The following is a 21905-nucleotide window of genomic DNA, read 5'->3' on the forward strand; positions in this document are numbered from 1 at the left end:
CCTTTTCGAAATCGGTATGGATCACGGCCGCCGCCTGCGGCGCGGTGGAGCCCGCCCGGACGGTCCAGGCCCGGACTTCCTTCACGCCGGCGGTGAAGTAGGTCTGCAAGCCCAGCAGGGCGTACGCGGCCCGGATCACCCGGTTCAGGCCCGGCTCGTCCAGCCCCAGATCGGCCAGAAAGGCGTCCCGGTCGGCGTCGTCCAGCTGGGACAGCTCTTCCTCGATGGCGGCCGACACCGGCACCACCTGGGCCCCCTCGGTCGCGGCGCGGGCACGCACGGCCTCCAGGTGCGGATTGTTCTCGAACCCGTCCTCCAGCACGTTGGCCACGTACATCACCGGCTTGAGGGTCAGCAGGAACAGGTCGCGGACCAGCGCGCGCTCCTCCTCGTCCAGGCCCAAGGCGCGGCCGGGCTTGCCGTCGCTCAGGCCGGCATGCAGCTTCTGCAGCACCGGCTTGCGCGCGATGGCGTCCTTTTCGCCGGCTTTGGCCGAACGTTCGGCGCGGTTGAGCGCCTTTTCGACACTATCCAAGTCCGCCAGCGCCAGTTCGGTGTCGATGGTCTCGATGTCGGCGATGGGGTCGACCTTGCCGGAGACATGGACGATGTCGCCATGCTCGAAGCAGCGCACGACATGGGTAATGGCGTCGACTTCGCGGATGTGGGCCAGGAACTTGTTGCCCAGGCCCTCGCCACTGGCGGCGCCCGCCACCAGGCCGGCGATGTCGACGAACTCGACCGCGGTCGGCAGCACCTTCTGCGGCTTGACGATCTCGGCCAGCTGGTTCAGCCGCAGGTCCGGCACCGGGACCACGCCGACGTTCGGCTCGATGGTGCAGAACGGAAAGTTGGCCGCGGCGATACCCGCCTTGGTCAGCGCGTTGAACAGGGTCGACTTGCCTACGTTGGGCAGGCCGACGATGCCGCATTTGATGCCCATAAAAATCCGGGATTGGGAATTCGGGATTCGGGATTCGAAAAGCGCCGGCTTCCCGAATCCCGAATCCCCAAGGCCTAATCCCTGCTCGTATGCAGGCGCTTCATCGCTTCGTTGAAATCACCGCGGACCGCCAGCGGCAGTACGTCGATCGCGTCGTCGATGGCGCGGCCGATCAGGATTTCATCGTCCTTGCCGGGCTTGCCCAGCACCCAGCCGGTCACCTTGTCCTTGTGGCCCGGGTGGCCGATGCCGATGCGCAGGCGATGGAACTTGCCGTGCCCCAGCAGCTGGATGGTGTCGCGCAGGCCGTTCTGGCCACCGTGGCCGCCGTCGAACTTGAGCCGCGCCACGCCGGGCGCAAGGTCGAGTTCGTCATGGGCCAGCAGCGCCTCTTCCGGCGCGATTTTCCAGTAGCGCAGCGCGGCGGTCACCGACTTGCCGCTGAGGTTCATGTAGGTGGCCGGCTTGAGCAGCCAGATCGGCTGGCCGCCGATGACGACCTTGGCGGTTTCACCGAACAGCTTGCTTTCCAGGCCAAAGCGCTCGCCCTGCCCTTCGGCCAGGGTATCGACAAAACGGAACCCGGCGTTGTGCCGGGTTCGCGCGTGTTCGGCACCGGGGTTGCCCAGCCCGACGATGAGACGGAGACCTGCCATCGCAGCCATCCACGCCGATGCGTCCGCCGGAGCGGACGCATCGTGGCGCGAGGATTACTTGTCGTCCTTCTTCGCGGCCTTGGCGGCCGGCACTTCGGCGCCTTCGGCCGGGGCTTCGGCTTCGGCCTCTTCCTTGCCGTGCTTGGCCGTGACCACCGCGTCGTCGTGTTCCTTGCCCAGCTTCAGCTCCGGGATTTCCACGCCGGCCGGCAGCTTCAGGTTCGACAGGTAGACGATGTCGCCGACCTTCAGCTCGGACAGGTCGACTTCGATCGACTCCGGCAGGTCCTTCGGCAGGCACGCCACGTGGACTTCCTTCAGTTCGTGGGTCACCACCACGTCGGCGGACTTGCCGGCCGGCGACTTCTCTTCGTTGACGAAGTGCAGCGGCACGGTCGCGCGCAGGACTTCGTTCTCGCTGATGCGCTGGAAGTCCAGGTGCATGATCTGCTGCTTGTACGGATGGCGCTGCATGTCACGCAGCAGGACCTTCTGGATGTCGCCGTTGAGGCTCAGGTCCAGGATGGTCGAGTAGAACCAGTCGTGCTGGCTGGCCAGCCAGACGTCGTTGTGGTTCAGCTGGATGCTGACCGGCTTGAGGTCGCCACCATAGACGATGGCGGGCACGTTGCCGGCGTGACGCAGGCGGCGGCTCGCACCCTTACCCTCGTCTTCGCGGCGCTGCACCTTGATTTCGTGTGTCGTTGCCATTTTTTTCACTACCTAGTTGATGAACCGCCTCACGGCGGTGATGAAGACTCCTCCGCGACCAGAGAAGCCGTTGCGATGCCGGGGTCCGGCATTCGGGATTGGGGATTAGCAAAGCGCCAATCCCGAATCCCCAATCCCGAACCCCGAACGTCAATCCACGTACAGCGAGCTCACCGATTCGCCAAAGGCGATGCGGCGAACGGTTTCGGCCAGCAGTTCCGCCACGCTGAGCTGGCGGATCCGGCCACACGCCTTCGCTTCCGGCGAGAGCGGGATGGTATCGGTGACGACCAGTTCGTCCAGCACCGACTTGTTCAGGTTGTCCACCGCCGGGCCCGAGAGCACGGCGTGGGTGCAGTACGCGGCCACCTTCTTGGCGCCACGCGACTTCAACGCGGCCGCCGCGGCGCACAGGGTGCCGGCGGTATCGACGATGTCGTCCACCAGCACGCAGTCCTTGCCGTCCACATCGCCGATGATGTTCATCACGGTGGCGACGTTGGCGCGCGGACGCCGCTTGTCGATGATGGCCAGGTCGGCATCATCCAGGCGCTTGGCGACGGCGCGCGCGCGCACCACGCCGCCCACGTCGGGCGAGACCACGATCAGGTTGTCGGTGCCGTAGGCGCGCCAGATGTCGGCCAGCAGCAGCGGCGAGGCATACACGTTGTCGACCGGGATGTCGAAGAAGCCCTGGATCTGGTCGGCGTGCAGGTCCACCGTCAGCACGCGATCGGTACCGACCGCGCTGAACATCTTGGCCGCCACCTTGGCGGTGATCGGCACGCGCGAGGAACGCAGGCGGCGATCCTGGCGCGAGTAGCCGAAGTACGGCACCACCGCGGTGACGCTGGCCGCCGAGGCGCGCTTGAGCGCGTCAATCAGCACCAGCAGTTCCATCAGGTTTTCCGCGGCCGGCGCGCAGGTGGGCTGGACCACGAACACTTCCTGGCGGCGGACGTTCTCCTCGATTTCCACCTGCACTTCGCCATCGGAGAAGCGCGACACCAGCGCCTTGCCCGGACGCACGCCCAACTCGCGGCAGATGCTGTCGGCCAGCGGTTTGTTGGCGTTGCCGGAGAAGACAAGCAGGTTGCGGTCGTCTTGCATTTTTCTTCTCTCGGCGATGGCTTCTGGCGGCGGCGGGAAGTCGCGGCGCGCAGCCCGGGACAGGCGCTGCATGGAAACCGCGGATTGGCAGGGGCGGAAGGATTCGAACCTACGAATGCCGGGATCAAAACCCGGTGCCTTAACCACTTGGCGACGCCCCTAGGCGTTAGGTTTCCGCTTCGAGCGCATCCTGCAGCGGTGAGCGCACCGCACCCGGCACCAGCCAAGCTCGCAGGCCGGACAGTTCCGCCAGCGCCGCTTCCGCCTGGGCTCGCTGCGCGAACTCGACGAAGCAACCGCTGCCGGAGCCGGTCAGCCGCGGCGTGCCGATACGCGCCAGCGCCTGGAAGACAGCCTCAATGGCTGGTTCCCGGCGGCGCAGTACCGGCTCGAACGCATTGCCGAGCAGGTGTCCCGAAACGAAGTCCGATATTTTCGCGGGTGGCGCGTTTCGCGTCAAATCAGGGGCCTGGAACAGGGCCGCGGTGGGGACATGCACGCCGGGGTCGGCCAGCACATACCACGCCGGCGGCAGGGCGACGGGCGTCAGCAATTCGCCGACGCCCTCGGCCCAGGCGTTCTGTCCGCGGATGAACACGGGTACATCCGCGCCCAGCCGCAGGCCCAGTTCGGCCAGCCGGTGGACCGGCAGACCGGTGCCCCACAGGCGGTCCAGAACCACCAGCACGGTCGCCGCGTCGGACGAGCCGCCGCCAAAGCCACCTCCTGCGGGAATACGCTTTTCGACGGCGATATCCGCACCTTGGGCGCAGTTGGCCTCTGATTTCAGCAGATTGGCGGCACGAACCAGGAGATCGTCAGCTTCCGCCACGCCCGGCACCGAATCCCCCACCCGGCGGACAGCACCGTCCTCCCGGACCCGCAGGTACACGGTGTCGCCCCAGTCGAGGAGCCGGAACACCGACTGCAACAGGTGATAGCCGTCCGGCCGCCGACCGGTGATGTGCAGGAACAGGTTCAGCTTGGCCGGTGCGGGCCAGGCCGACCAGCCCTCCCCCACCGGCGGCGGGCTCATGGGGCGGCCCCGAGATCCCAGCGATCCACAATGAGGCGGACCCGCGCCTGGCCACGTTCGGCTTCGATGCGCCGGGGCATCGCGGGCTGGTCGCCGGCGGCCGGCAGCCATTCGGTGTAGCGGATGCGCCAGCCGGCCTGGTCCAGCGCCTGAAGCTGGCCTTCCGGCCCGAATTCGGGGCGTCCCCCGCCACTGAGACCACGCGCCCAGTCCGAAAGGGTCTGCACCGGGATGTCCCAGCCGGTGGCTTCGCGCAGCAGCTGGTCGGCGTCGGCGCCCTGGCGCAGACCGCCTTCCAGCCCTTCCAGCCGCGCGCCGGCCTCGTCCGCGCTCAGGCGCCAGCTTTGCCGGGTGACCGGCGCGCTCAGCGACGCGGTATACCGGGCGCCCTGCTGGCGCCAGTCGAGCCGGCCGCTCCCGCCCTTGCCGGCCTGGCTGACCGCCACCCGGGCCTCGAATCCCCATTCCTTGCGACCGTGCAACCAGGCCTCACGGGTGGACTGGCGCGCCTGCGCGGCGGCGACATCCTCGGGATCCACCAGCGCCGGCGGCGCCGGCTTGCGACCGCCTCCGCTGGCGCAGGCCGCCAACAGCAACACCCAGGCCGCCAGCAGCGGTCCACGCACCATCCACTTCATGCTCCGGTCTTCTCCAGCGCCCGCTGCAGCGAGCGGTTTTCGGGATCCAGCTTGCGCGCCTCGTCGAAATACCGGCGCGCTTCGTCCTTCTGCCCCATCACCCACAGCACTTCGCCGACGTGCGCGGCGATCTCGGGATCCTTCTGCAGGGTGAAGGCGCGCCGCAGCTGCACCAGCGCTTCCGGCAGCCGCCCCAGCCGGTACAGCACCCAGCCATAACTGTCGATGATGGCGGCGTTCTCGGGTTCTGCCACGCGGGCGCGATCGATCAGTTCCAGCGCTTCCTGGTAGCGCTGGGTGCGATCGGCCAGGGTGTAGCCCAGTGCGTTGAGGGTCGCGGTGTTTTCCGGGTCGATCACCAGGATCTTGCGGAAATCGGCCTCGGCGCGGTCGATGCGGTCGCGACGCTCCCAGGCCAGGCCGCGTGCGTAGAGGATCTCGAGATCGTCCGGATAAGCCGCCAGCCCGCGCGCGAACACGTCCAGTTCGCCGGCATCGTCGTCGTTCTTCTGGCGCAGTTCGGCCTCCAGCAGATAGGCGTTGCGGCGGGCATCGTCGTCGGCCGAGGCGTCGCCCTGCAGCGTGCGCACTTCCTGGAACGCCTGATCCTTGCGATCGAGTTCATACAGGGTATTGGCGGCACGCAGGCGCGCTTCCGAGCGGGCGCTGCCGGCCGGCACGCTGCGATACCAGTCCAACGCCTCCTGCGGCCGCTTGAGGAACTCGGCCATCTGGCCCAGCAGCAATCGGCGCCCGCCGTCCGGCTGCCCGGCTTCCCGGCGCAGTTCGTCGTACAGCGCGGTCAACGCGGTGGTGTTGTCGGCCTTGGCCAGCAGCGAGGCGCGCAGCGCGTAGCTCTGGTCATCCTGCGGGCCCTTGGCCAGGGTGGCGGCGGCGGTGGCCGAATCGCCCAGCGCTTCGTACTCGGCCGCGACCGCCAGGCGCAGTTCGGGCCTTTCCAGGATGTCGGTGCCCAATCCGCCCAATACCTTGCGGGCCGCGGCCTCGTCGCCGGATCGCCGCAGCTGGGCCGCGTGCAGCAGGACCACCCGCGGCTCCTGCGGGAACCGTTCGACCACCCGGCCGACGATGCGGCGGGACAGTTCGGGCTGCTCCAGTTGCTGGGCCAGCCCGGCGAACGCCAGCCACGCCTGCAGCTCGGCCGGAACGGCGTTGCCGTCGACCAGTTCGCCCAGCAGCCGGGCCGGCAGCTCGGGATCCTTGCCGCCGCTGCCGAGCGCGGTCAGCGCGTAGCGCCAGCCCATTTCGTCCGGCGATTTCATCAGCGTGTCCAGCTCGCGGCGGGCGGCACGGGCGTCGCCGCGCCGCAGCGCCAGGGTGGCTTCCGCGCCGCGCATGGCCAGCGATCTGGGCGAACGGGCGCGCCAGAGTTTCAACGCCTCGGCGGCGCCGGCGTCGTCGTTGGACAGCAGGGCGATGCGGGTCGCCCGTTCGGCGAGTCCGGGATCCTCGGTGTCCCGTGCGGCCTCCAGATACCAGCGGGATGCTTCGGAAAGCTGTCCGGCCTGGAGCGCGAATTCGCCCGCCATCACCGTGGTCAGGGCGTCGTCCCGGGCCGGTGGCGGCGCCTTGCGCGAGGCCAGGGCGGGCCCGGACAGGGCCAACAGCAGCGGGATGACCAGGCTGAGACGCAATATTGCGGGCATGAGACTCACGTGGGCCGTAAAATAGCGGCCACTTACCAGCCAGCAGCTTAGCGCAAGCACCTGAACGATGACGTTGTGGGTCCTCGGACTTAATCACCAGACCGCGCCGGTCGAACTGCGCGAACGCGTGGCCTTCGACGCCGGCGCGCTGCCGACCGCGCTGAGCGCGCTGCGCACCCTGCCGCAGGTCGAGGAAGCCGCGCTGCTGTCGACCTGCAACCGCACCGAGCTGTACGCGGTCGCGGACGACGGACAGGTGCTCGCCAACTGGCTGGCGACCCATGCCGACGGCCTGGAAGCCTACCTGTACCGGCATCGCGACGCCGACGCGGTCCGCCATCTGTTCCGGGTGGCGACCGGCCTGGACTCGATGGTGCTGGGCGAACCGCAGATCCTCGGCCAGGTGAAGGACGCCTGGGCCAGCGCGCGCGAACACGGCGCGCTCGGCAGCCGCCTGGACCGGCTGTTCCAGCAGACTTTCGCGGTGGCCAAGCGCGCCCGCACCGACACCCGCGTGGGCGCCAATCCGGTCTCGGTGGCCTCCACCGCGGTGCGGCTGGCGCAGGATTCCTTCACCCGCCTGAGCGATTCGACCGTGCTGCTGATTGGCGCCGGCGAAACCATCGAACTGGCCGCCAAGCATCTCAGCGAAGGCCGCGTGCGCCGCCTGCTGATCGCCAACCGCACCCTCGCCCACGCGCAGGATCTGGCCAGCCGGCATGGCGGTTACGCGCTGCCGCTGGGCGAACTGGAGCGTCATCTCGGCGAAGCCGACGTGGTGTTCTCGGCGACCGCCGCGCGCGAACCGATCCTGCTGCGCGCGCACGTCGAACAGGCGCTGGCGCGGCGGCGGCACAAGCCGATGCTGCTGTTCGATCTGGCGGTGCCGCGCGACATCGCCGCCGACGTGGCCGATCTCGCCGACGCCTATCTGTACACGGTCGACGATCTGGAGCGCGCGGTCGAAGACAACCGCCGCAGCCGGCGCGAAGCCGCCGATGCGGCCGAAGCGATCATCGAGCTGCAGGTCGCCCGCTACGTGGAAACGCTGCAGGCCGGCGGCCGCCAGGAACCGCTCAAGCGCCTGCGCGCGCACGGCGAGCAGGCCCGCGACGACGTGCTGGCCAAGGCGCGCCAGCAACTGGCCAACGGCCGCGAACCGGAGGCCGTGCTGGAATTCCTCGCCCATTCGCTGACCAACCGCCTGCTGCATCCGCCGACCGCAGCGCTGCGCGAAGCCGCGCTGACCGGCGACGCCGAACTGGCGCGCGCGGCCGATCGGCTGTTCCCTGAAAAGGCGCCCTACTCCCACGCCAAGAAGCCCGATGACGCCGACGCTGCGCCGTAAACTCGAAGCGCTGGCCGAACGCCGCGAAGAACTGGAACGCCTGCTGGCCGATCCCGGCGTGGCCGGCGACAACGAGCGCTTCCGCAACTATTCCCGCGAGTTCGCGCAACTGGAGCCCGTCGCCACCGCGCTGGCCGAAGAGGCGCGCGCCAGGCGCGATCTGGCCTCGGCCGAGGCGATGCGGGGCGATCCGGATCTGGCCGAGCTGGCGGAGGAGGAAATCGCCACCGCGCGGACCCGCCTGGCCGAGCTGGAGGACGAACTGTCGCTGCTGCTGGTACCGCGCGATGATCGCGACGACGGCAACCTGTTCCTGGAAGTCCGCGCCGGCACCGGTGGCGACGAGGCCGCGATCTTCGCCGGCGACCTGTTCCGCATGTATGCGCGCTACGCCGAACGCCAGGGCTGGCGGGTGGAAATCGAATCCGACAATCCGGGCGAGCATGGCGGCTACAAGGAAATCGTGGCCAAGGTCAGCGGCCGCGGCGCGTTCGCGCGATTGAAGTTCGAATCCGGCACCCACCGCGTGCAACGCGTGCCGGCAACCGAATCGCAGGGACGCATCCACACCTCGGCGGCGACGGTGGCGATCATTCCCGACGTGGAAGAAGTCGAGGAGGTCACCATCAATCCGGCGGATCTGAAGATCGATACCTTCCGCTCCTCAGGCGCGGGCGGCCAGCACGTCAACAAGACCGAATCCGCCATCCGCATCACCCACGTCCCGACCGGCGTGGTGGTCGAGTGCCAGACCGAGCGCAGCCAGCACGCCAACCGCGACAAGGCGATGAAGCGGCTGAAGGCCCAGTTGCTCGACGCCGAACGCAGCAAGCAGCAGGCCGCGCAGGCGGCATCGCGGCGCCTGCAGGTGGGCAGCGGCGATCGCAGCCAGCGCATCCGCACCTACAATTTTCCGCAGGGCAGGATCACCGACCATCGCGTCGAGGGTCTGACCCTGTACGATCTGCCCAACATCATGGAAGGCGATCTGGATCCATTGGTGGATCGCCTGACCCGCGAATACCAGGCCGACGAACTGGCCCGACTGACGGAGGCGGCATGAGCATCACGGTACGACGCGCGACCCTGGCCGATGCGGACGCGATCGCGCCGCTGTTCGACCTGTACCGCCAGTTCTACGAACAGGCGCCGGACGCCGCGCTGGCCTCCTCGTTCGTCCGCGACCGGCTGGCAAACGACGAGTCGGTGATCTTCGTCGCCGAGGATGCGGGGCGGCCGATGGGCTTCACCCAGTTGTTCCCGTCGTTCTCCTCGGTGCGCGCGGTGCGCATCTGGGTGCTCAACGATCTCTATGTCGTCCGCGAAGCGCGCCGCCAGGGCGTGGCCCGCGCGTTGCTGGACGCCGCCGCCGCATTCGGGCGGAACTCGGGCGCCGCGCGCCTGGAACTGGAAACCGATCACGACAACCGTTCCGCGCAGGCGCTGTACCGGCACCTGGGCTGGGAACCCTACGACGGCACCCTGCGTTTCCGGCTCCCGCTGGACGCCTGAACACGGTCGGGCTTCGTTCCGCGCCACGCGCGGGGCGTCGCAGGTGAACGGCGCCATTGAAAGCGCGACCGGCCAGCCCTTACGCTGCCGGCATGAGCCACGCCAACGACTTCCTCCCGCTGCGCCTTGCCCTGCTGACCGTCTCCGACAGCCGCACCTTGGCCGAGGACAGCAGCGGCGACTATCTGGCCAACGCCGCCACCGAGGCCGGCCATCATCTCGCCGAACGCAGCCTGCTGCCCGATGACCGCTACCAGTTGCGGGCGCTGGTCTCGCGCTGGATCGCCGATCCGGCGGTGGACGGCATCCTGGTCACCGGCGGCACCGGCTTCACCGGGCGCGATTCCACGCCGGAAGCCCTGCTGCCCCTGCTGGACAAGGAGATGCCCGGCTTCGGCGAACTGTTCCGCGCCATCAGTTTCGAGGAGATCGGTACCTCGTCGCTGCAGTCGCGGGCCTTCGCGGGACTGGCGAACGGCACCTTCCTGTTCTGCCTGCCGGGTTCGACCTCGGCCTGCCGCACGGCATGGGAGCGCATCATCGCCGCGCAACTCGACGCGCGCACCCGGCCCTGCAACCTCGCCACGCTGCGCCCCCGCCTCAAGGAATGATTCCAGGAACGGCCATGTCCATCGACGCCACACTGCGCATGCTCGCCAAGGCCAGCGGACTCAGCGCCGCCGACATCGCCACCGCCATTCCCAAGGTCGGCGCCGCGACCGTCCGCTCGTGGATGAGCGGCGACAAGCTGCCCGGCAAGGATCAGTTGGCCGCCCTCGCCCGCGCGTTCGGCGTGCCCGCCGGCGCGCTGCTGGCGGAACTGGCCACGCAACTGGATCCGGCGCGCACGCGGGGCGAACACGATCTCCTGGCCGCCTACCGTGAACTGAATTCCCGCCAGCAGGGCGCGCTGCTGGAGGTGGCGCGCGGCATGGCCGGCACCACCCGCCAGAACCGCCGGAAGAAAACGCCATGAAGGAACTCAAGCGCAAGGAATACGAACACCTGCTCAAGCCGCTGCAACTGGAACTGGCGGCGATGGCGCGCTGGGCCGCGCACGCGGGCGCACGCATCGTGGTGCTGATGGAAGGCCGCGACACCGCCGGCAAGGGTGGCGCGATCAACGCCATCCGCGAACACCTCAACCCGCGCCAGTGCCAGGTCGCCGCGCTGCCCAGGCCAAGCGAGCGCGAAAGCACCCAGTGGTACCTGCAACGCTACATCGCCCATCTGCCGGCGGCGGGCGAGATCGTGCTGTTCGATCGCAGTTGGTACAACCGCGCCGGGGTGGAGAAGGTGATGGGATTCTGCTCGGCGACCGAGTACCGCCGCTTCCTGGCCCAGGTGCCGATCTTCGAGAAGCTGCTGGTCGACGACGGCATCCTGCTGTTCAAGTACTGGCTTGCCGTTGATCAGGCACGCCAGGAAGAACGCTTCGCCGAACGCGCCGAGGAACCGCTGAAAAGCTGGAAGCTCTCGCCCATCGACCTGAAGGCGCGCGAGAAGTACGCCGACTACACCGCCGCGCGCGAAGCCATGTTCAAGGCCACCCACACCACCGACGCGCCGTGGACGCTGGTCGACTTCAACGATCAGCGGCGCGGTCGCCTGACCTTGATCCGGGATCTGCTGGACCGCCTTCCCGATACCCAGGTGCCGCTGGAGACATTCGGACTTCCTCCATTGAAGGGCAAGCCGCAGAAGGAAAAGTACGGCGTGCTGAAACCGATCGCGCCGTTTCCCGTCTGAGCGGCGCGCCCGGCGGTCGGACTGAACGCCGCCCATGCGGAACGTGGGTTACAGGCGGTTTTCACTACCGATTCAGTCCATTTTTCCAAGACTCGCCGCACCTGGAAAAGGAGTGCCCCCATGAACGTCACCCTCCGTCATTCCAAGCCGCTGCTGGCGCTGTGCGCCGGCCTGCTGCTTGCCACCGCCTCGGCCGCCAACGCGCAGGTGGTCGGCTACAACTTCCGCACCGGCGACGCCTGGGTGGACACCCGCCTGATCGAAATCAACGACTACGGTTCACGCTATCGCGATCCCTTCATCGACGAGATGACCGGTTACTACGGCGCGCCGCGCTCGCTGGTGACGGATCTGTTCGGCCGCCGCTGGTCGGCTGGCGATATCTACTACGCCTGCGCGATCGCGCACATCCTGCGCCTGCCGTGCATCGACGTGGTCCATGAGTACGAGCGCAATCCCGGCCAGGGCTGGGGCGCGATCGCCAAGCGCATGGGCATCAAGCCCGGCTCATCGGAATTCCACGCACTGAAAAACGGCTTCGCCCGCACCTACGATCGCTGGGGTTATCCGGTGGTGGTGGATCGGAATGTCCATGTCGACTGGTCCAAGCACGGTCCGGGCAAGGGCAAGCCGGCGCACGCGGGCAATGGCAACGGCGGCGGCAAGGGTGCCGCGCGTCCGCCGCAGGGCAACGGCCACGGCGCCTCGGACAAGGGACGCGGCGGTGACCATGGCCGCGGACAGGGCAGCGGCAAGGACAAAGGCCAGGGCGGACAGGGCCAGGGCCAGGGCAAGGACAAGGGACACGGCCAAGGCAAGAAGTAAGCCGGTCATCCGAACGAAAAAGGCGGCCCATGGCCGCCTTTTTCCTGTCGCGGGTTTCAGCCGATCCCGAAGCCCGGCGGCACCGGCTGCGTCCACGCCTGGCGTTCCACGCGATCCACCCGCGCCTGCGGCGGACCATGGCGCAACCAGCCCGCCAATGTCTCGATGGCGTCCGGCTCGCCGTCCGCGATCACTTCCACCCGTCCGTCCGGCAGGTTTCGCGCGATGCCCGCCAGTTCCAGCCGTCGCGCCTGTTCGCGGGTGGAGGCGCGGAAGAACACGCCCTGCACCTTGCCTTCGATCAGGAAGCGCGCGGCGGCCATCAGCCTGGTTTGCCGGGAGCCGCGATCAGCGTTTCCAGATCACGCGCGGTGACCGGACCGGCGAATGCCTTGGCGACCTTGCCGTCCGGCGCGATCAGATAGGTGGTGGGCAACCCGCGCGGGGTCGCGAAATCGGCTGGCGGCGCCATCACGTCGATGATCGCGATCGGATAGACCACCGGGTGTTCCTTCAGGAATGCCTGCATGTCGGCCGGCGTGATGTCCTCGTAGGCCAGGCCGACGACCTGCACGTCCTCGCGCATCGCGTCCAATGCGGACAGCTCCGGCATTTCCTTCAGGCAGGGCGCGCACCAGGTCGCCCAGAAGTTGACCACCACCCATTTGCCGCGCTGCGCGGAAAGATCGAACCGGCCGCCGTCGACCGTGTCGACCGCCAGCGTCGGAATCTCCGCGGTGGTCTCGCGGATCGACATGCCGTTGCCGCTCTCCGCCGTGGGAGCGGGCGCGGCGGGCGCGGGCTTGCCGGCCGCGGGTTCGGCGGGCGTCGGCGGCTTGCAGCCGGCCAGGGCGAGCATCGCCACCAGCAGGGTCGTCAGCACCACTCTCATCGATTGTCCTCGTTGGATTCCAGATAGATATCGCTGACCCGCCGCTTGAGCAGTTCGCGCAACGGCACCCGCAGTTCGTCCAGCGCCCGGCGCGCGGCCACGCCCAGTGAATCATCCTTGCAGGGCAGATGCGCCTCGGCGATCGGGATCCGCATCTGGCAGGCCTCATAGAGTTCGGCCAGGGTCATGTCGTCCAGATCCCGCGACAGCAGCCATTCGCCCTCCTCGGCCCGCCGCAGCAGATTGATGTCGGCCAGTTGGCCGAGCATCTGCTGGATCAGCGAATCGGTCAGGATCGGTTCCAGCGCAAGGATCTGGTCGCTGTGCAGGCCCTGGCCCTGCGCGCGCGCCTCGTTGAAGCGACCGAGCATGCGCAGCAGGCCGTAGATTTCGTAACCCAGCGGCAGCCGCATGGACACCGGCTGGTAGCGGAACGCCGCCATCGCCGAAGCCAGCGACGCGCCCATCAGGATCGCCACCCAGCACAGGTAGATCCACATCAGCAGGATCGGCACCGCCGCGAAGGTGCTGTAGATCTTCTGGTAGGTGTTGAAACTGCCCAGATACAGGCCCAGTCCCCACTTGACCAGTTCCAGCAGGGTGGTGGCCAGCAAGGCGCCGGCCACCGCGTAACGCAGCTTGATGGTCCGGTGCGGCACCACCCGGTAGATCATGGTGATGGCGGCGAACTCGATCAGCAGCGGGGCCAGGGTCAGCACGAAGGTGCGCAGCACCTGCCCTTCGCTGGTGGCGAACAGCGGCAGGGCGAAGAAACGCGCCGACATCGCCAGCGACGCCGCCGCCACCAGCGCTCCCAGGGTGAGCACCGTCCAGTACACCAGGAACCGGCCGAACTTCGGCCGCGACGAAGCGACCCGCCAGATCCGGTTGAAGGTCGCCTCGACGCTGTTGAGGGTGATCAGCAGGGAGATCACCAGCACGATCACGCCCACCGCGGTCAGCTGGCCGGCGCTGGCGGAGAACTGCTTGATGTAGATCTCGGCCGAGCGCGCCGCGTTGGGCACGAAGTTGGAAAAGATGTAGTCGCTGAGCTGATCGCTCCAGCGGTCGAACACCGGGAACGCCGACAGCACCCCGAACACCACCATCGCCAGCGGCACCAGCGCGAACAGGGTGGTGTAGGCCAGCGACGCGGCGGCCTGGAACAGCCGGTCGTCGAGGAAACGCTTGGCCAGGAAGCGGAAGAAGGTGCCGGCGCGTGCGCGGTCGCGCAGGCGGTCGGTCCAGCGATTGACGGAATCCAGTGGCTCCATGACGCGGGAAGGGTAACCGATGCGTCCGCGACGCGACATCGCCGCGTCGCTCGGGGGATACTAGGCGGCCCTGACGCGGACGGACCGATGCATGGCCGAGATCTTGGTGCTCTACTACAGTCGCGGCGGTTCGGTGGCCCGCCTGGCCCGGCAGATCGCGCGCGGCATAGGCGAGGTCGAAGGCATGGCGGCGCGCCTGCGCACGGTGCCGCCGGTCGCGCCGGTGACCCAGCAGGCCGCGCCACCGGTGCCCGAGGACGGCGCGCCTTATGTGGAGGCGCGCGATCTGGCCGAGTGCGCCGGGCTCATCCTGGGCAGCCCCACCCGTTTCGGCAACATGGCCGCGCCGCTCAAGCATTTCATCGACGGGCTGGGCGCGGAATGGGCCAGCGGCACCCTGGTGGACAAGCCGGCCGCGGTGTTCACCTCCACCGCCACCCAGCACGGCGGACAGGAATCGACCCTGCTGTCGATGCAGTTGCCGCTGCTGCACCACGGCTGCCTGCTGGTGGGCATTCCATTCACCGAGACCCTGCTGAGCACCACCCGCACCGGCGGCTCGCCCTACGGCGCCAGCCACGTGGCCGGTGGCAGCGACGACCCCACGCTCAGCGATGACGAATCCGCGCTGGCGCGTGCCTTGGGCCGGCGTGTGGCCGACGTCGCCCGCCGGTTGGGAGAACGCCGGTGACGCGCCCCCGCTGGCTGCCCGCGCTGGCGCTGCTGGCGCTCGCGGCGCTGTACGCGCTCTGGTTCCGTGGCGATCGCCACTACCTGGCGGTGCTGCTGGTGTTCTGCCTGCCGCCGTTCCTGCTAGCCATCGGCCATCTCCTGCGCAGGCCCAAAGCGCCTTTCTGGGCCGGTGTCTTCGCCTTGTTCTGGTTCGCCCATGCGGTGATGGTCGCGTGGTCGCGACCGGCCGAGGCCGGCTACGCCTGGGGTGGCATCGTGCTGTCGGTGGGATTGGTGCTGATGACCAGCTGGCCGGCGCTGCGCGCCCGTTTCGGCCGCAAGCGGGCGTCATGAAGCCACGCATCGGTTTGCCGCGGGGCCGCCGTTGGCTGATGTCCGCGTCGCTGCTGTCGCTGCTCTCGCTGTGCGCGATCCCGCGGGCCTTCGCCGACGAGGGTGCGGCCACCTGCCAATCGCGCGAACAGGACGTGGTGCAACCGGACGGCTCGCGCCTGCGCCTGACGGTCCGCTGCGTGGCCGCCGGCGAGAACGGTGCCGACCCGATGCCCCGCTTCACGGTGGCCTATGCCGCTTCGGGCAGTGATCGGTTCCAGCGCCGGCTGGCGCTGGACGCCGACGCGATGGAGGAACCCTTGCGGGATGTCGGGTTCGTGGACATCGACGGCGACGGTTTTTCCGAAGTCGAGGCCCGCGGCATGTGCGGCGCGGGCCCCAACTGCCTGGGCGATCTCTATCGCCTGGACCCGGCCACCGGCGAACTGCACCACTTCTTCAGTGGCGGCTACGCGGACCTGCGGGTGATCGACGGCCATCTGGTCGAATCCGGGCGCGCGAGTTGCTGCGCCTGGGAACACCACGCCTGGCCGATGGACGGCCCACCCCGCCTGCGCGACTACGACAACATGGCCCTGATGATCACCATCGGCGCCGATATGGCCAGCGACCAGGACGACGCGCCTGCCCGATGCACGTTCAGCCGCCGGAACGGCGATAATTGGCAGGTCGTTGCGCCGCCCGGCGCAGCCTGGTTGCCGCTGTGCGAGGTGTATGGCGACGACTACCACCTGGTCACCCCCGAAGAAGCGCGCGCGGCGGACGCCGCGGCCGCGCAGGAGCCCTGAGATGGAAGAACTGCTGATCGTCACCACCGGTGGCACGATCGACAAGATCTACTTCGACGACAAGTCCGACTACCAGATCGGCGATCCGCAGATCGGCCAGATCCTGAAGGAACTCGGCGTGGCGTTCCGCTTCACCGTCATTCCGATCATCCGCAAGGACTCGCTGCACATCACCGACGAGGATCGCGAACTGATCCGCGCGACGGTCGCCGCGCAGCCGGCGCGTCATGTGCTGATCACCCACGGCACCGATTCGATGGTGCAGACCGGTCATGTGCTCAAGTCCATTCCGGACAAGACCATCGTGATGACCGGCGCGCTCAACCCGGCCCGCTTCCGTGGTTCGGACGCCGAGTTCAACATCGGCTGCGCGGTCGGTGCGGTGCAATCGCTGCCGCCGGGCGTCTACATCGCGATGAACGGGCGCATCTGGGATCCGGCCAAGGTCCGCAAGAACGTGGCCGCCAATCGCTTCGAAGCGGCCTGATCGCGGTCCGCGCGCGGGCGGGTGGTTTCACCTCGCCAGCGCGCGCTTCAGGCCCGCATGCACGCGCGGGTCCAATGACTGCGCCACGTTGAAGCGCATGAAACGCCCCGCGTCGGGCGACAGGCTGAAGGCGTTGCCGGGCGCCAGCACCATGCCCTCCTCCAGGCAGGCGCGGGCCAGGGCCGCCGCATCGACGCCCTCGGGCAGCCGGCACCACAGGAACATGCCCGCCTGCGGCGTCAGCCACGGCGTGATGCCGAGCGCCGCCAGCCTGGGAAGGGTTTTTTCCCGCGCCTCCGCCAGGCGGATCCGGACCGCTTCCATGTGCCTCCGGTACCCGCTGTCGGTGAGCGCGATCAGCAGGAGATCGGCGGCCAGCCGGCTGCCGCCGAAACCGGTGGCCAGCTTCAGGTCGGCCAGCGCGTCGATCCAGTCCGGCCGCGCCGCCAGATAGCCGCAGCGCAGCGAGGCCGACAGGGTCTTGGAGAAACTGCCGATCTGGATCACCCGCGAGAGGCCATCGAACGCGGCCAGGCGAGGCGCGGGAGCATTCTCGAAATCCGCGAAGATGTCGTCCTCGACGATCACCAGGTTCGAGGTTTCCGCCAGTTTCAGCAGCCGGTGCGCGGTCACCGGCGACAGTATCGCGCCGGTGGGATTGTGCAGTCCCGAATTGGTGATGTAGAGCCGCGGCGCGTGGGCCTGCAGCGCGGCCGCGAACACCTCCAGATCCGGCCCGGTGGAGGTGTACGGCACGCTGACGACCTTGGCGCGATGCGCCTTCAGCAGCGCGTGGAAATTGAAGTAGCAGGGATCGTCCACCAGCACGGTGTCGCCGGGCTCCAGCAGGAACCGCCCGATCAGATCGATCGCGTGCGTCCCGGAATCGGTCAGCAGGATCTGATCCGGCGAGGCCTCGACGCCATGGCCGGACAGGCGCCGCGCGAGCCACTGGCGCAACGGCGGCAGGCCCAGCGGCGTCGCGTAGTCGGCGAGCGAAACGGCATCGGCGCGCGCCATCGTGCGCAGCGCGCGGCGGATGCCCGCTTCGTACATCCACGACGCCGGCAGCCAGCCGCAGCCCGGCTTGAGCATCGCCGCGCCGGTTTCCAGCGATTGCCGCGAAATCCAGAGCGGATCGACTTCGCGATCCAGCCGCGGCCCCATCTCCGCCAGCGCCAGCGGCGCGGTCGGCCCGGCGACATAGAACCCGGACCCCGGACGCGAGGCGATGACGCCTTCGGCCGCCAGCCGCTCGTACGCCTCCACCACGGTGGAGACGGAAACCTGCATCGCCTTCGCCTGCGCGCGCACCGAGGGCAGGCGCGCGCCGGGCACGTAGGCGCGCGCGGCGATCCGCGAACGAATGGTCGCCATCAGCTGATCGATGCGGGTGCCCTGTTGCCGGTTCGTCATCCTGCGCGCCCCAACCGTATGGTTCCGAAATGGATAACAGTTATCTTGAATTGTACTGGACTGTATCTGGGGAACGATGCCGGGCCATGGTCCACTGGACGCATTCTCCGAGAGGCGGCAATGGACAAGGCGAGCAGCGGCTGGATCAACGGTTTCATCGGCGTGGTGATCTTCGCCGGCTCGCTGCCGGCGACCCGGGTGGCGGTGCTGGACATGGAGCCGGTGTTCCTGACCTGCGCGCGCGCGCTGATCGCGGGCCTGCTCGGGCTGCTGTTGCTGCGCGCATTCCGCCAGCCCCGTCCGGACCGGGCCGATCTGCCATCGCTGGCGCTGGTGGTGCTGGGCGTGGTCATCGGCTATCCGCTGCTCACCGCCTTCGCCCTGCAGCATGTCTCCACGGTCCACTCCATCGTGTTCGTCGGCCTGCTGCCGCTGAGCACCGCCATCTTCGGGGTGATTCGCGGCGGCGAACGTCCACGCCCGGTGTTCTGGCTGTTCTCGGTGCTGGGCAGCCTGTTCGTCGCCGGCTACGCCTTGACCCAGGACGCCGATGGCTCGCTGATCGGCGACCTGCTGATGCTGGCGGCGGTCGTCATCTGCGGCCTCGGCTACGCGGAGGGCGCGCGCCTGTCCCATCGCCTCGGTGGCTGGCAGGTCATCAGCTGGGCATTGGTGCTGTCGCTGCCGGTCATGCTGCCGATCACGCTGGCTTCCCTGCCCGCGTCCCTTGCGGGCGTGGGCGCGCCGGCCTGGGTCGGGCTGGCCTACGTGTCGATCTTCAGCATGTTGGTCGGCTTCCTGTTCTGGTATCGCGGTCTGGCCCAAGGCGGCATCGCCGCGGTCGGGCAACTGCAGTTGCTGCAACCGTTCTTCGGATTGGGACTGGCGGCGCTGCTGCTGGGTGAAACCGTGACCGGCGCGATGATGGTGGTCACCCTGGGCGTGGTGGCCTGCGTGGCCGGCGCGAAGAGATTCGCCCGCTGATCGGACGCAATCGCGGCGGCTCGCACGGACATCGCCAGAAGCGGAAAGGCCGGGCGATGCCCGGCCTTTCCGTCTCCACCCGAAGCCGCCGCGTCAGTCGCGCAGCTTGACCAGCCAGCCGTGGCGATCGGGAATCTTGCCGTACTGGATGTCGGTCAGTTCCCTGCGGATCGCCATGGTGACTTCGCCGGCCGGCGCGCTCGCGTCGCCCACCGAGAAATCGCGACCCTTCAGCTCGCCGATCGGGGTGATCACCGCCGCGGTGCCGCAGGCGAACACCTCGGCGATATCGCCCGAGGCCACGCCCTGCTTCCACTCGTCGATGGATACCTTGCGCTCCTCGACCCTGTGCCCGCGATCGCGGGCCAGTTGCAGGATGCTGGAGCGGGTCACGCCTTCCAGGATGCTGCCGGACAGCTCCGGAGTGACGATGGTGCCGTCCTTGTAGACCAGGAACACGTTCATGCCACCCAGTTCTTCCAGGTATTTGCCTTCGACCGGATCCAGGAACAGCACCTGCGAGCAGCCCTGCGCCTGCGCTTCCTGCTGCGGCAGCAGCGAGGCGGCGTAGTTGCCGCCGCACTTGGCCGCGCCGGTGCCACCCTTGGCCGCGCGCGCGTAGTCGGTGGACAGCCAGATCGACACCGGCGCCACGCCCTTGGCGAAGTACGCGCCGGCCGGGCTGGCGATGACGTAGTAGCCGGCCTTCTGAGCGGCGCGCACGCCGAGGAAGGCTTCGGTGCCGATCATGAAAGGACGGAAGTACAGGCTGGTTTCCGGGGCCGAAGGCACCCAGTCCGCGTCCACCGCGATCAGCTGGCGCAGCGATTCGGTGAACTCGGCCACCGGCAGCTCCGGCATCGCCAGGCGACGGGCCGAACGCTGCAGGCGCGCGCCGTTGGCATCGGGACGGAAGGTCCAGATCGAACCGTCGGCGTGGCGGTAGGCCTTGATGCCCTCGAAGATTTCCTGGCCGTAATGCAGCACGGACGCGGCCGGGTCCAGCGCCAGCGGACCGTAGGGACGCACCTGCGCGTCATGCCAGCCCTGCGCCTTGTCCCATTCGATGGCGACCATGTGATCGGTGAAGTGCAGGCCGAAACCCGGCGCGGCGAGGATCTTCTCGCGCTCGGCGGCGCTGCGGGCCCGGGCGGAGCGTTCGACCCGGTAGACCAGGGGGGCGGCGTTGGCGACGTTCATCACTTGCTTCCTGTATTCCACTGCGAAAAATGAGAAGGGCGCGCGGCCCTCAGAGCATGCCGGTTTCCAGCTTGGCGGCTTCCGACATCATGTGCCGGCCCCACGGCGGGTCGAACACCAGTTCCACGTCCGCCTCGGCGACGGTGGGAATCATCTCCAGCTTGCTGCGCACGTCGTCGACCAGGATCTCGCCCATGCCGCAGCCGGGCGCGGTCAGGGTCATCTTCACCTCGACCTCGCGCTGGCCATCGTCGCGATGGTTGAGCCTGGCCTCGTAGACCAACCCCAGATCGACGATGTTGAACGGAATCTCCGGATCGAAGCAGGTGCGCAGCTGCTGCCACACCATCTGCTCGACCTCGTCGTCGCTGGCATTGTCCGGCAGGCTCAGCGGTTCGGTCGGCTCCTTGCCGATGGCGTCGGCGTCCTGGCCGGCGATGCGGAACAGGTTGCCTTCCACGAACACCGTGTAGCTGCCACCCAGCGCCTGGGTGATGTAGCCGTAGGTGCCCGCGGGCAGGGTCACGCTTTCGCCCTGCGGCACCAGCACCGCGGGGCAATCACGCTCGAATTGGACGGGTTCGCTGCTGCGGGAATACATGCCGTTCACATGGGGGCGCGTGGGGGGCGCGCAAGACCGATATTGTATCCCGGCAGCCCGGGCCGGTCCGGCAGGCTATCCTTGGCGGCCCCTGCCGGAGCCTTCATGTCGCCTGCCGCCCCTTCCGCCTCGTCCGCCCGCTGGCTGGCGCCGATCATCCTGCTGCTGGGTGGACTGTGTTTCTGCCTGATCTGGGTGCTCCTGGCGCTCTATCTGGGCCGCCAGTCGGGTTGGATGGCGCTGCTGGCGGCCGTCGATGCCGCGCTGCTGCTGCGTTTCGCCGGCGTCCGCCCGGGCACGCGGCGCGCGACGGTGGCCGCGCTGGCGACCCTGGTGATGGCGCTGCTGGCCAACTGGTTCATCATGGCCAGCCAGCTCGGATTCGCGCTCGGCCTGCTGCCCTGGGAATCGGCGCTGCGCCTGGGCCCTTCGCACGCCTGGACCCTGGCCCAGCTCGCCAACGGCACGCTGGATCGCGCCTGCCTGCTGGCGTCCCCCCTGTTGGCGGCCTGGCTGGCGAAGTAGCATCCGGCGATTCCTTTCCGTGGGAGTCGCGCGCATGACCCTGGCTGGATCTTCACCGCGCTGGCGCTGGCTGCTGGCGGGCGGCGTCTTCGTCGCCACCCTGGATGCGCTGTTCGCGATCGGCTTCTGGTACCTGCGCAATGCGGTTCCGCCGATGCGGATCCTGCAATCGATCGCCGCCGGCCTGCTGGGCGAGGCCAGCTTCAGCGGCGGCGCGGCGACGGCCTGGCTGGGCGCGGCGCTGCACTACGGCATCGCCATCGTGATGGTGGCGGTGTACGCACTGGCCGCGCGCCGGCTACCGCGGCTGCACACGCATCCCTGGTCATCCGGCCTGCTCTACGGCGCGCTGTTGTACGTGGTGATGACCTTCGTGGTGGTGCCGCTGTCGGCGGCGTCGCCATCGCCGGCCATCGCGTCCTGGGTGGCCGCGAGCGTCGCCATGCATCTGCTCATCGGCCTGCTGTGCGCCGCGTTCACCCGGCGCGCGCTGCGTTGAAGGGAACGAGCGTGGCGG

Annotated in this window: 27 protein-coding genes and 1 tRNA gene; 14 read left to right on the forward strand and 14 right to left on the reverse strand. The window is 68.5% G+C overall.

Annotation, left to right across the window (positions count from 1 at the left end):
* From ychF to ACTHN1_RS06795, 8 genes are all read right to left on the reverse strand, one after another.
* Positions 1–943: redox-regulated ATPase YchF (gene ychF, locus ACTHN1_RS06760; protein ID WP_440470193.1), on the reverse strand; the 943-nt coding region annotated here is incomplete at its 3' end.
* 74 nt (positions 944–1017) lie between these two features.
* Entirely contained in the window at positions 1018–1599 is a 582-nt protein-coding gene (pth, locus tag ACTHN1_RS06765; protein WP_440470194.1) for an aminoacyl-tRNA hydrolase, read from the reverse strand.
* Positions 1600–1653: 54 nt separating this feature from the next.
* Positions 1654–2310, reverse strand: coding sequence for a 50S ribosomal protein L25/general stress protein Ctc (locus tag ACTHN1_RS06770; protein ID WP_440470195.1), 657 nt, complete (start codon positions 2308–2310; stop codon positions 1654–1656).
* Between the two features lie 150 nt (positions 2311–2460).
* A complete protein-coding gene (locus ACTHN1_RS06775; protein ID WP_141455864.1) occupies positions 2461–3420 on the reverse strand; it encodes a ribose-phosphate diphosphokinase in 960 nt (319 codons plus the stop codon).
* Positions 3421–3505: 85 nt separating this feature from the next.
* A tRNA-Gln gene (locus tag ACTHN1_RS06780) sits at positions 3506–3581 on the reverse strand.
* 5 nt (positions 3582–3586) lie between these two features.
* The gene (ispE, locus tag ACTHN1_RS06785; protein WP_440470196.1) at positions 3587–4456 is read right to left on the reverse strand and encodes a 4-(cytidine 5'-diphospho)-2-C-methyl-D-erythritol kinase; all 870 of its coding nucleotides are present in this window, start codon (positions 4454–4456) and stop codon (positions 3587–3589) included.
* Positions 4453–5094: a lipoprotein insertase outer membrane protein LolB gene (gene lolB, locus ACTHN1_RS06790; RefSeq protein ID WP_440470197.1), complete on the reverse strand. Its 642-nt coding sequence runs from the start codon at positions 5092–5094 to the stop codon at positions 4453–4455. The genes ispE and lolB overlap by 4 nt, the downstream gene beginning before the upstream one ends.
* Entirely contained in the window at positions 5091–6761 is a 1671-nt protein-coding gene (locus ACTHN1_RS06795) for a tetratricopeptide repeat protein (RefSeq protein WP_440470198.1), read from the reverse strand. The genes lolB and ACTHN1_RS06795 overlap by 4 nt, the downstream gene beginning before the upstream one ends.
* 67 nt (positions 6762–6828) lie before the next feature.
* Between ACTHN1_RS06795 and hemA the strand changes: the two genes are divergently transcribed.
* From hemA to ACTHN1_RS06830, 7 genes are all read left to right on the forward strand, one after another.
* Entirely contained in the window at positions 6829–8109 is a 1281-nt protein-coding gene (gene hemA, locus ACTHN1_RS06800) for a glutamyl-tRNA reductase (RefSeq protein WP_440470199.1), read from the forward strand.
* Positions 8087–9172, forward strand: a complete 1086-nt coding sequence (gene prfA / locus ACTHN1_RS06805; protein WP_440470200.1) for a peptide chain release factor 1 — start codon at positions 8087–8089, stop codon at positions 9170–9172. The genes hemA and prfA overlap by 23 nt, the downstream gene beginning before the upstream one ends.
* On the forward strand, positions 9169–9621 hold the full coding sequence (locus ACTHN1_RS06810; RefSeq protein WP_440470201.1) for an N-acetyltransferase family protein: 453 nt from the start codon (positions 9169–9171) through the stop codon (positions 9619–9621). The genes prfA and ACTHN1_RS06810 overlap by 4 nt, the downstream gene beginning before the upstream one ends.
* Before the next feature lie 92 nt (positions 9622–9713).
* Complete coding sequence (gene moaB / locus ACTHN1_RS06815) at positions 9714–10232, forward strand: molybdenum cofactor biosynthesis protein B (protein WP_440470202.1); 519 nt, start codon at positions 9714–9716, stop codon at positions 10230–10232.
* A gap of 14 nt (positions 10233–10246) precedes the next feature.
* Positions 10247–10597, forward strand: a complete 351-nt coding sequence (locus ACTHN1_RS06820; protein ID WP_141455856.1) for a helix-turn-helix domain-containing protein — start codon at positions 10247–10249, stop codon at positions 10595–10597.
* Positions 10594–11370: a polyphosphate kinase 2 gene (gene ppk2, locus ACTHN1_RS06825; protein WP_440470203.1), complete on the forward strand. Its 777-nt coding sequence runs from the start codon at positions 10594–10596 to the stop codon at positions 11368–11370. The genes ACTHN1_RS06820 and ppk2 overlap by 4 nt, the downstream gene beginning before the upstream one ends.
* A 120-nt stretch (positions 11371–11490) precedes the next feature.
* Positions 11491–12195, forward strand: coding sequence for a hypothetical protein (locus ACTHN1_RS06830; protein ID WP_440470204.1), 705 nt, complete (start codon positions 11491–11493; stop codon positions 12193–12195).
* A 56-nt stretch (positions 12196–12251) separates the two neighbouring features.
* Here the strand turns inward: ACTHN1_RS06830 and ACTHN1_RS06835 are convergent, their stop codons facing one another.
* Genes ACTHN1_RS06835 through ACTHN1_RS06845 form a run of 3 tightly spaced genes read right to left on the reverse strand, consistent with a single transcriptional unit; the run spans position 12252 to position 14361 of the window.
* Positions 12252–12518 (reverse strand): acylphosphatase, encoded by a 267-nt coding sequence (locus tag ACTHN1_RS06835; RefSeq protein ID WP_440470205.1) that lies wholly within the window; start codon positions 12516–12518, stop codon positions 12252–12254.
* Positions 12518–13087 carry a TlpA family protein disulfide reductase gene (locus tag ACTHN1_RS06840; protein ID WP_440470206.1) on the reverse strand — a complete coding sequence of 190 codons (570 nt, stop codon included), beginning with the start codon at positions 13085–13087 and terminating at the stop codon, positions 12518–12520. The genes ACTHN1_RS06835 and ACTHN1_RS06840 overlap by 1 nt, the downstream gene beginning before the upstream one ends.
* Positions 13084–14361: a YihY family inner membrane protein gene (locus ACTHN1_RS06845; protein ID WP_440470320.1), complete on the reverse strand. Its 1278-nt coding sequence runs from the start codon at positions 14359–14361 to the stop codon at positions 13084–13086. Before ACTHN1_RS06845 ends, ACTHN1_RS06840 begins: the two co-directional genes overlap by 4 nt.
* A 91-nt stretch (positions 14362–14452) precedes the next feature.
* Between ACTHN1_RS06845 and wrbA the strand changes: the two genes are divergently transcribed.
* Genes wrbA through ACTHN1_RS06865 form a run of 4 tightly spaced genes read left to right on the forward strand, consistent with a single transcriptional unit; the run spans position 14453 to position 16662 of the window.
* Entirely contained in the window at positions 14453–15052 is a 600-nt protein-coding gene (gene wrbA, locus ACTHN1_RS06850) for an NAD(P)H:quinone oxidoreductase (protein ID WP_440470207.1), read from the forward strand.
* On the forward strand, positions 15049–15387 hold the full coding sequence (locus ACTHN1_RS06855; RefSeq protein WP_440470208.1) for a DUF2069 domain-containing protein: 339 nt from the start codon (positions 15049–15051) through the stop codon (positions 15385–15387). The genes wrbA and ACTHN1_RS06855 overlap by 4 nt, the downstream gene beginning before the upstream one ends.
* A complete protein-coding gene (locus ACTHN1_RS06860; protein WP_440470209.1) occupies positions 15384–16175 on the forward strand; it encodes a hypothetical protein in 792 nt (263 codons plus the stop codon). Before ACTHN1_RS06855 ends, ACTHN1_RS06860 begins: the two co-directional genes overlap by 4 nt.
* A gap of 1 nt (position 16176) precedes the next feature.
* The gene (locus ACTHN1_RS06865; protein ID WP_183638736.1) at positions 16177–16662 is read left to right on the forward strand and encodes an asparaginase domain-containing protein; all 486 of its coding nucleotides are present in this window, start codon (positions 16177–16179) and stop codon (positions 16660–16662) included.
* 27 nt (positions 16663–16689) lie between these two features.
* On the opposite strand, the gene ACTHN1_RS06870 is transcribed toward ACTHN1_RS06865, so the two are convergent.
* A complete protein-coding gene (locus tag ACTHN1_RS06870) occupies positions 16690–18078 on the reverse strand; it encodes a PLP-dependent aminotransferase family protein (protein ID WP_440470210.1) in 1389 nt (462 codons plus the stop codon).
* A 120-nt stretch (positions 18079–18198) separates the two neighbouring features.
* Between ACTHN1_RS06870 and ACTHN1_RS06875 the strand changes: the two genes are divergently transcribed.
* The gene (locus ACTHN1_RS06875) at positions 18199–19062 is read left to right on the forward strand and encodes a DMT family transporter (protein ID WP_440470211.1); all 864 of its coding nucleotides are present in this window, start codon (positions 18199–18201) and stop codon (positions 19060–19062) included.
* Positions 19063–19155: 93 nt separating this feature from the next.
* On the opposite strand, the gene ACTHN1_RS06880 is transcribed toward ACTHN1_RS06875, so the two are convergent.
* Positions 19156–20262: a branched-chain amino acid aminotransferase gene (locus ACTHN1_RS06880; RefSeq protein ID WP_440470212.1), complete on the reverse strand. Its 1107-nt coding sequence runs from the start codon at positions 20260–20262 to the stop codon at positions 19156–19158.
* 49 nt (positions 20263–20311) lie between these two features.
* Positions 20312–20863 carry a putative Fe-S cluster assembly protein SufT gene (gene sufT / locus ACTHN1_RS06885; RefSeq protein ID WP_440470213.1) on the reverse strand — a complete coding sequence of 184 codons (552 nt, stop codon included), beginning with the start codon at positions 20861–20863 and terminating at the stop codon, positions 20312–20314.
* 105 nt (positions 20864–20968) lie between these two features.
* Between sufT and ACTHN1_RS06890 the strand changes: the two genes are divergently transcribed.
* Both ACTHN1_RS06890 and ACTHN1_RS06895 read left to right on the forward strand, forming a co-directional pair.
* Entirely contained in the window at positions 20969–21388 is a 420-nt protein-coding gene (locus tag ACTHN1_RS06890) for a hypothetical protein (RefSeq protein WP_440470214.1), read from the forward strand.
* A 34-nt stretch (positions 21389–21422) separates the two neighbouring features.
* The gene (locus tag ACTHN1_RS06895; protein WP_440470215.1) at positions 21423–21887 is read left to right on the forward strand and encodes a hypothetical protein; all 465 of its coding nucleotides are present in this window, start codon (positions 21423–21425) and stop codon (positions 21885–21887) included.
* The last annotated feature ends 18 nt before the right edge of the window (positions 21888–21905 follow it).

Source organism: Pseudoxanthomonas sp. (assembly GCF_051953815.1).
In the GTDB taxonomy this organism is placed as follows: Bacteria; Pseudomonadota; Gammaproteobacteria; order Xanthomonadales; family Xanthomonadaceae; genus Pseudoxanthomonas_A.

Excerpts from the sequence above, each read along its gene's own strand:
- pth (WP_440470194.1), bottom strand. The coding sequence starts at position 1,599 with ATGGCAGGTCTCCGTCTCATCGTCGGGCTGGGCAACCCCGGTGCCGAA.
- ACTHN1_RS06770 (WP_440470195.1), bottom strand. The coding sequence starts at position 2,310 with ATGGCAACGACACACGAAATCAAGGTGCAGCGCCGCGAAGACGAGGGT.
- ACTHN1_RS06775 (WP_141455864.1), bottom strand. The coding sequence starts at position 3,420 with ATGCAAGACGACCGCAACCTGCTTGTCTTCTCCGGCAACGCCAACAAA.
- ispE (WP_440470196.1), bottom strand. The coding sequence starts at position 4,456 with ATGAGCCCGCCGCCGGTGGGGGAGGGCTGGTCGGCCTGGCCCGCACCG.
- lolB (WP_440470197.1), bottom strand. The coding sequence starts at position 5,094 with ATGAAGTGGATGGTGCGTGGACCGCTGCTGGCGGCCTGGGTGTTGCTG.
- ACTHN1_RS06795 (WP_440470198.1), bottom strand. The coding sequence starts at position 6,761 with ATGCCCGCAATATTGCGTCTCAGCCTGGTCATCCCGCTGCTGTTGGCC.
- hemA (WP_440470199.1), top strand. The coding sequence starts at position 6,829 with ATGACGTTGTGGGTCCTCGGACTTAATCACCAGACCGCGCCGGTCGAA.
- prfA (WP_440470200.1), top strand. The coding sequence starts at position 8,087 with ATGACGCCGACGCTGCGCCGTAAACTCGAAGCGCTGGCCGAACGCCGC.
- ACTHN1_RS06810 (WP_440470201.1), top strand. The coding sequence starts at position 9,169 with ATGAGCATCACGGTACGACGCGCGACCCTGGCCGATGCGGACGCGATC.
- moaB (WP_440470202.1), top strand. The coding sequence starts at position 9,714 with ATGAGCCACGCCAACGACTTCCTCCCGCTGCGCCTTGCCCTGCTGACC.
- ACTHN1_RS06820 (WP_141455856.1), top strand. The coding sequence starts at position 10,247 with ATGTCCATCGACGCCACACTGCGCATGCTCGCCAAGGCCAGCGGACTC.
- ppk2 (WP_440470203.1), top strand. The coding sequence starts at position 10,594 with ATGAAGGAACTCAAGCGCAAGGAATACGAACACCTGCTCAAGCCGCTG.
- ACTHN1_RS06830 (WP_440470204.1), top strand. The coding sequence starts at position 11,491 with ATGAACGTCACCCTCCGTCATTCCAAGCCGCTGCTGGCGCTGTGCGCC.
- ACTHN1_RS06835 (WP_440470205.1), bottom strand. The coding sequence starts at position 12,518 with ATGGCCGCCGCGCGCTTCCTGATCGAAGGCAAGGTGCAGGGCGTGTTC.
- ACTHN1_RS06840 (WP_440470206.1), bottom strand. The coding sequence starts at position 13,087 with ATGAGAGTGGTGCTGACGACCCTGCTGGTGGCGATGCTCGCCCTGGCC.
- ACTHN1_RS06845 (WP_440470320.1), bottom strand. The coding sequence starts at position 14,361 with ATGGAGCCACTGGATTCCGTCAATCGCTGGACCGACCGCCTGCGCGAC.
- wrbA (WP_440470207.1), top strand. The coding sequence starts at position 14,453 with ATGGCCGAGATCTTGGTGCTCTACTACAGTCGCGGCGGTTCGGTGGCC.
- ACTHN1_RS06860 (WP_440470209.1), top strand. The coding sequence starts at position 15,384 with ATGAAGCCACGCATCGGTTTGCCGCGGGGCCGCCGTTGGCTGATGTCC.
- ACTHN1_RS06865 (WP_183638736.1), top strand. The coding sequence starts at position 16,177 with ATGGAAGAACTGCTGATCGTCACCACCGGTGGCACGATCGACAAGATC.
- ACTHN1_RS06870 (WP_440470210.1), bottom strand. The coding sequence starts at position 18,078 with ATGACGAACCGGCAACAGGGCACCCGCATCGATCAGCTGATGGCGACC.
- ACTHN1_RS06875 (WP_440470211.1), top strand. The coding sequence starts at position 18,199 with ATGGACAAGGCGAGCAGCGGCTGGATCAACGGTTTCATCGGCGTGGTG.
- ACTHN1_RS06880 (WP_440470212.1), bottom strand. The coding sequence starts at position 20,262 with ATGAACGTCGCCAACGCCGCCCCCCTGGTCTACCGGGTCGAACGCTCC.
- sufT (WP_440470213.1), bottom strand. The coding sequence starts at position 20,863 with ATGTATTCCCGCAGCAGCGAACCCGTCCAATTCGAGCGTGATTGCCCC.
- ACTHN1_RS06890 (WP_440470214.1), top strand. The coding sequence starts at position 20,969 with ATGTCGCCTGCCGCCCCTTCCGCCTCGTCCGCCCGCTGGCTGGCGCCG.
- ACTHN1_RS06895 (WP_440470215.1), top strand. The coding sequence starts at position 21,423 with ATGACCCTGGCTGGATCTTCACCGCGCTGGCGCTGGCTGCTGGCGGGC.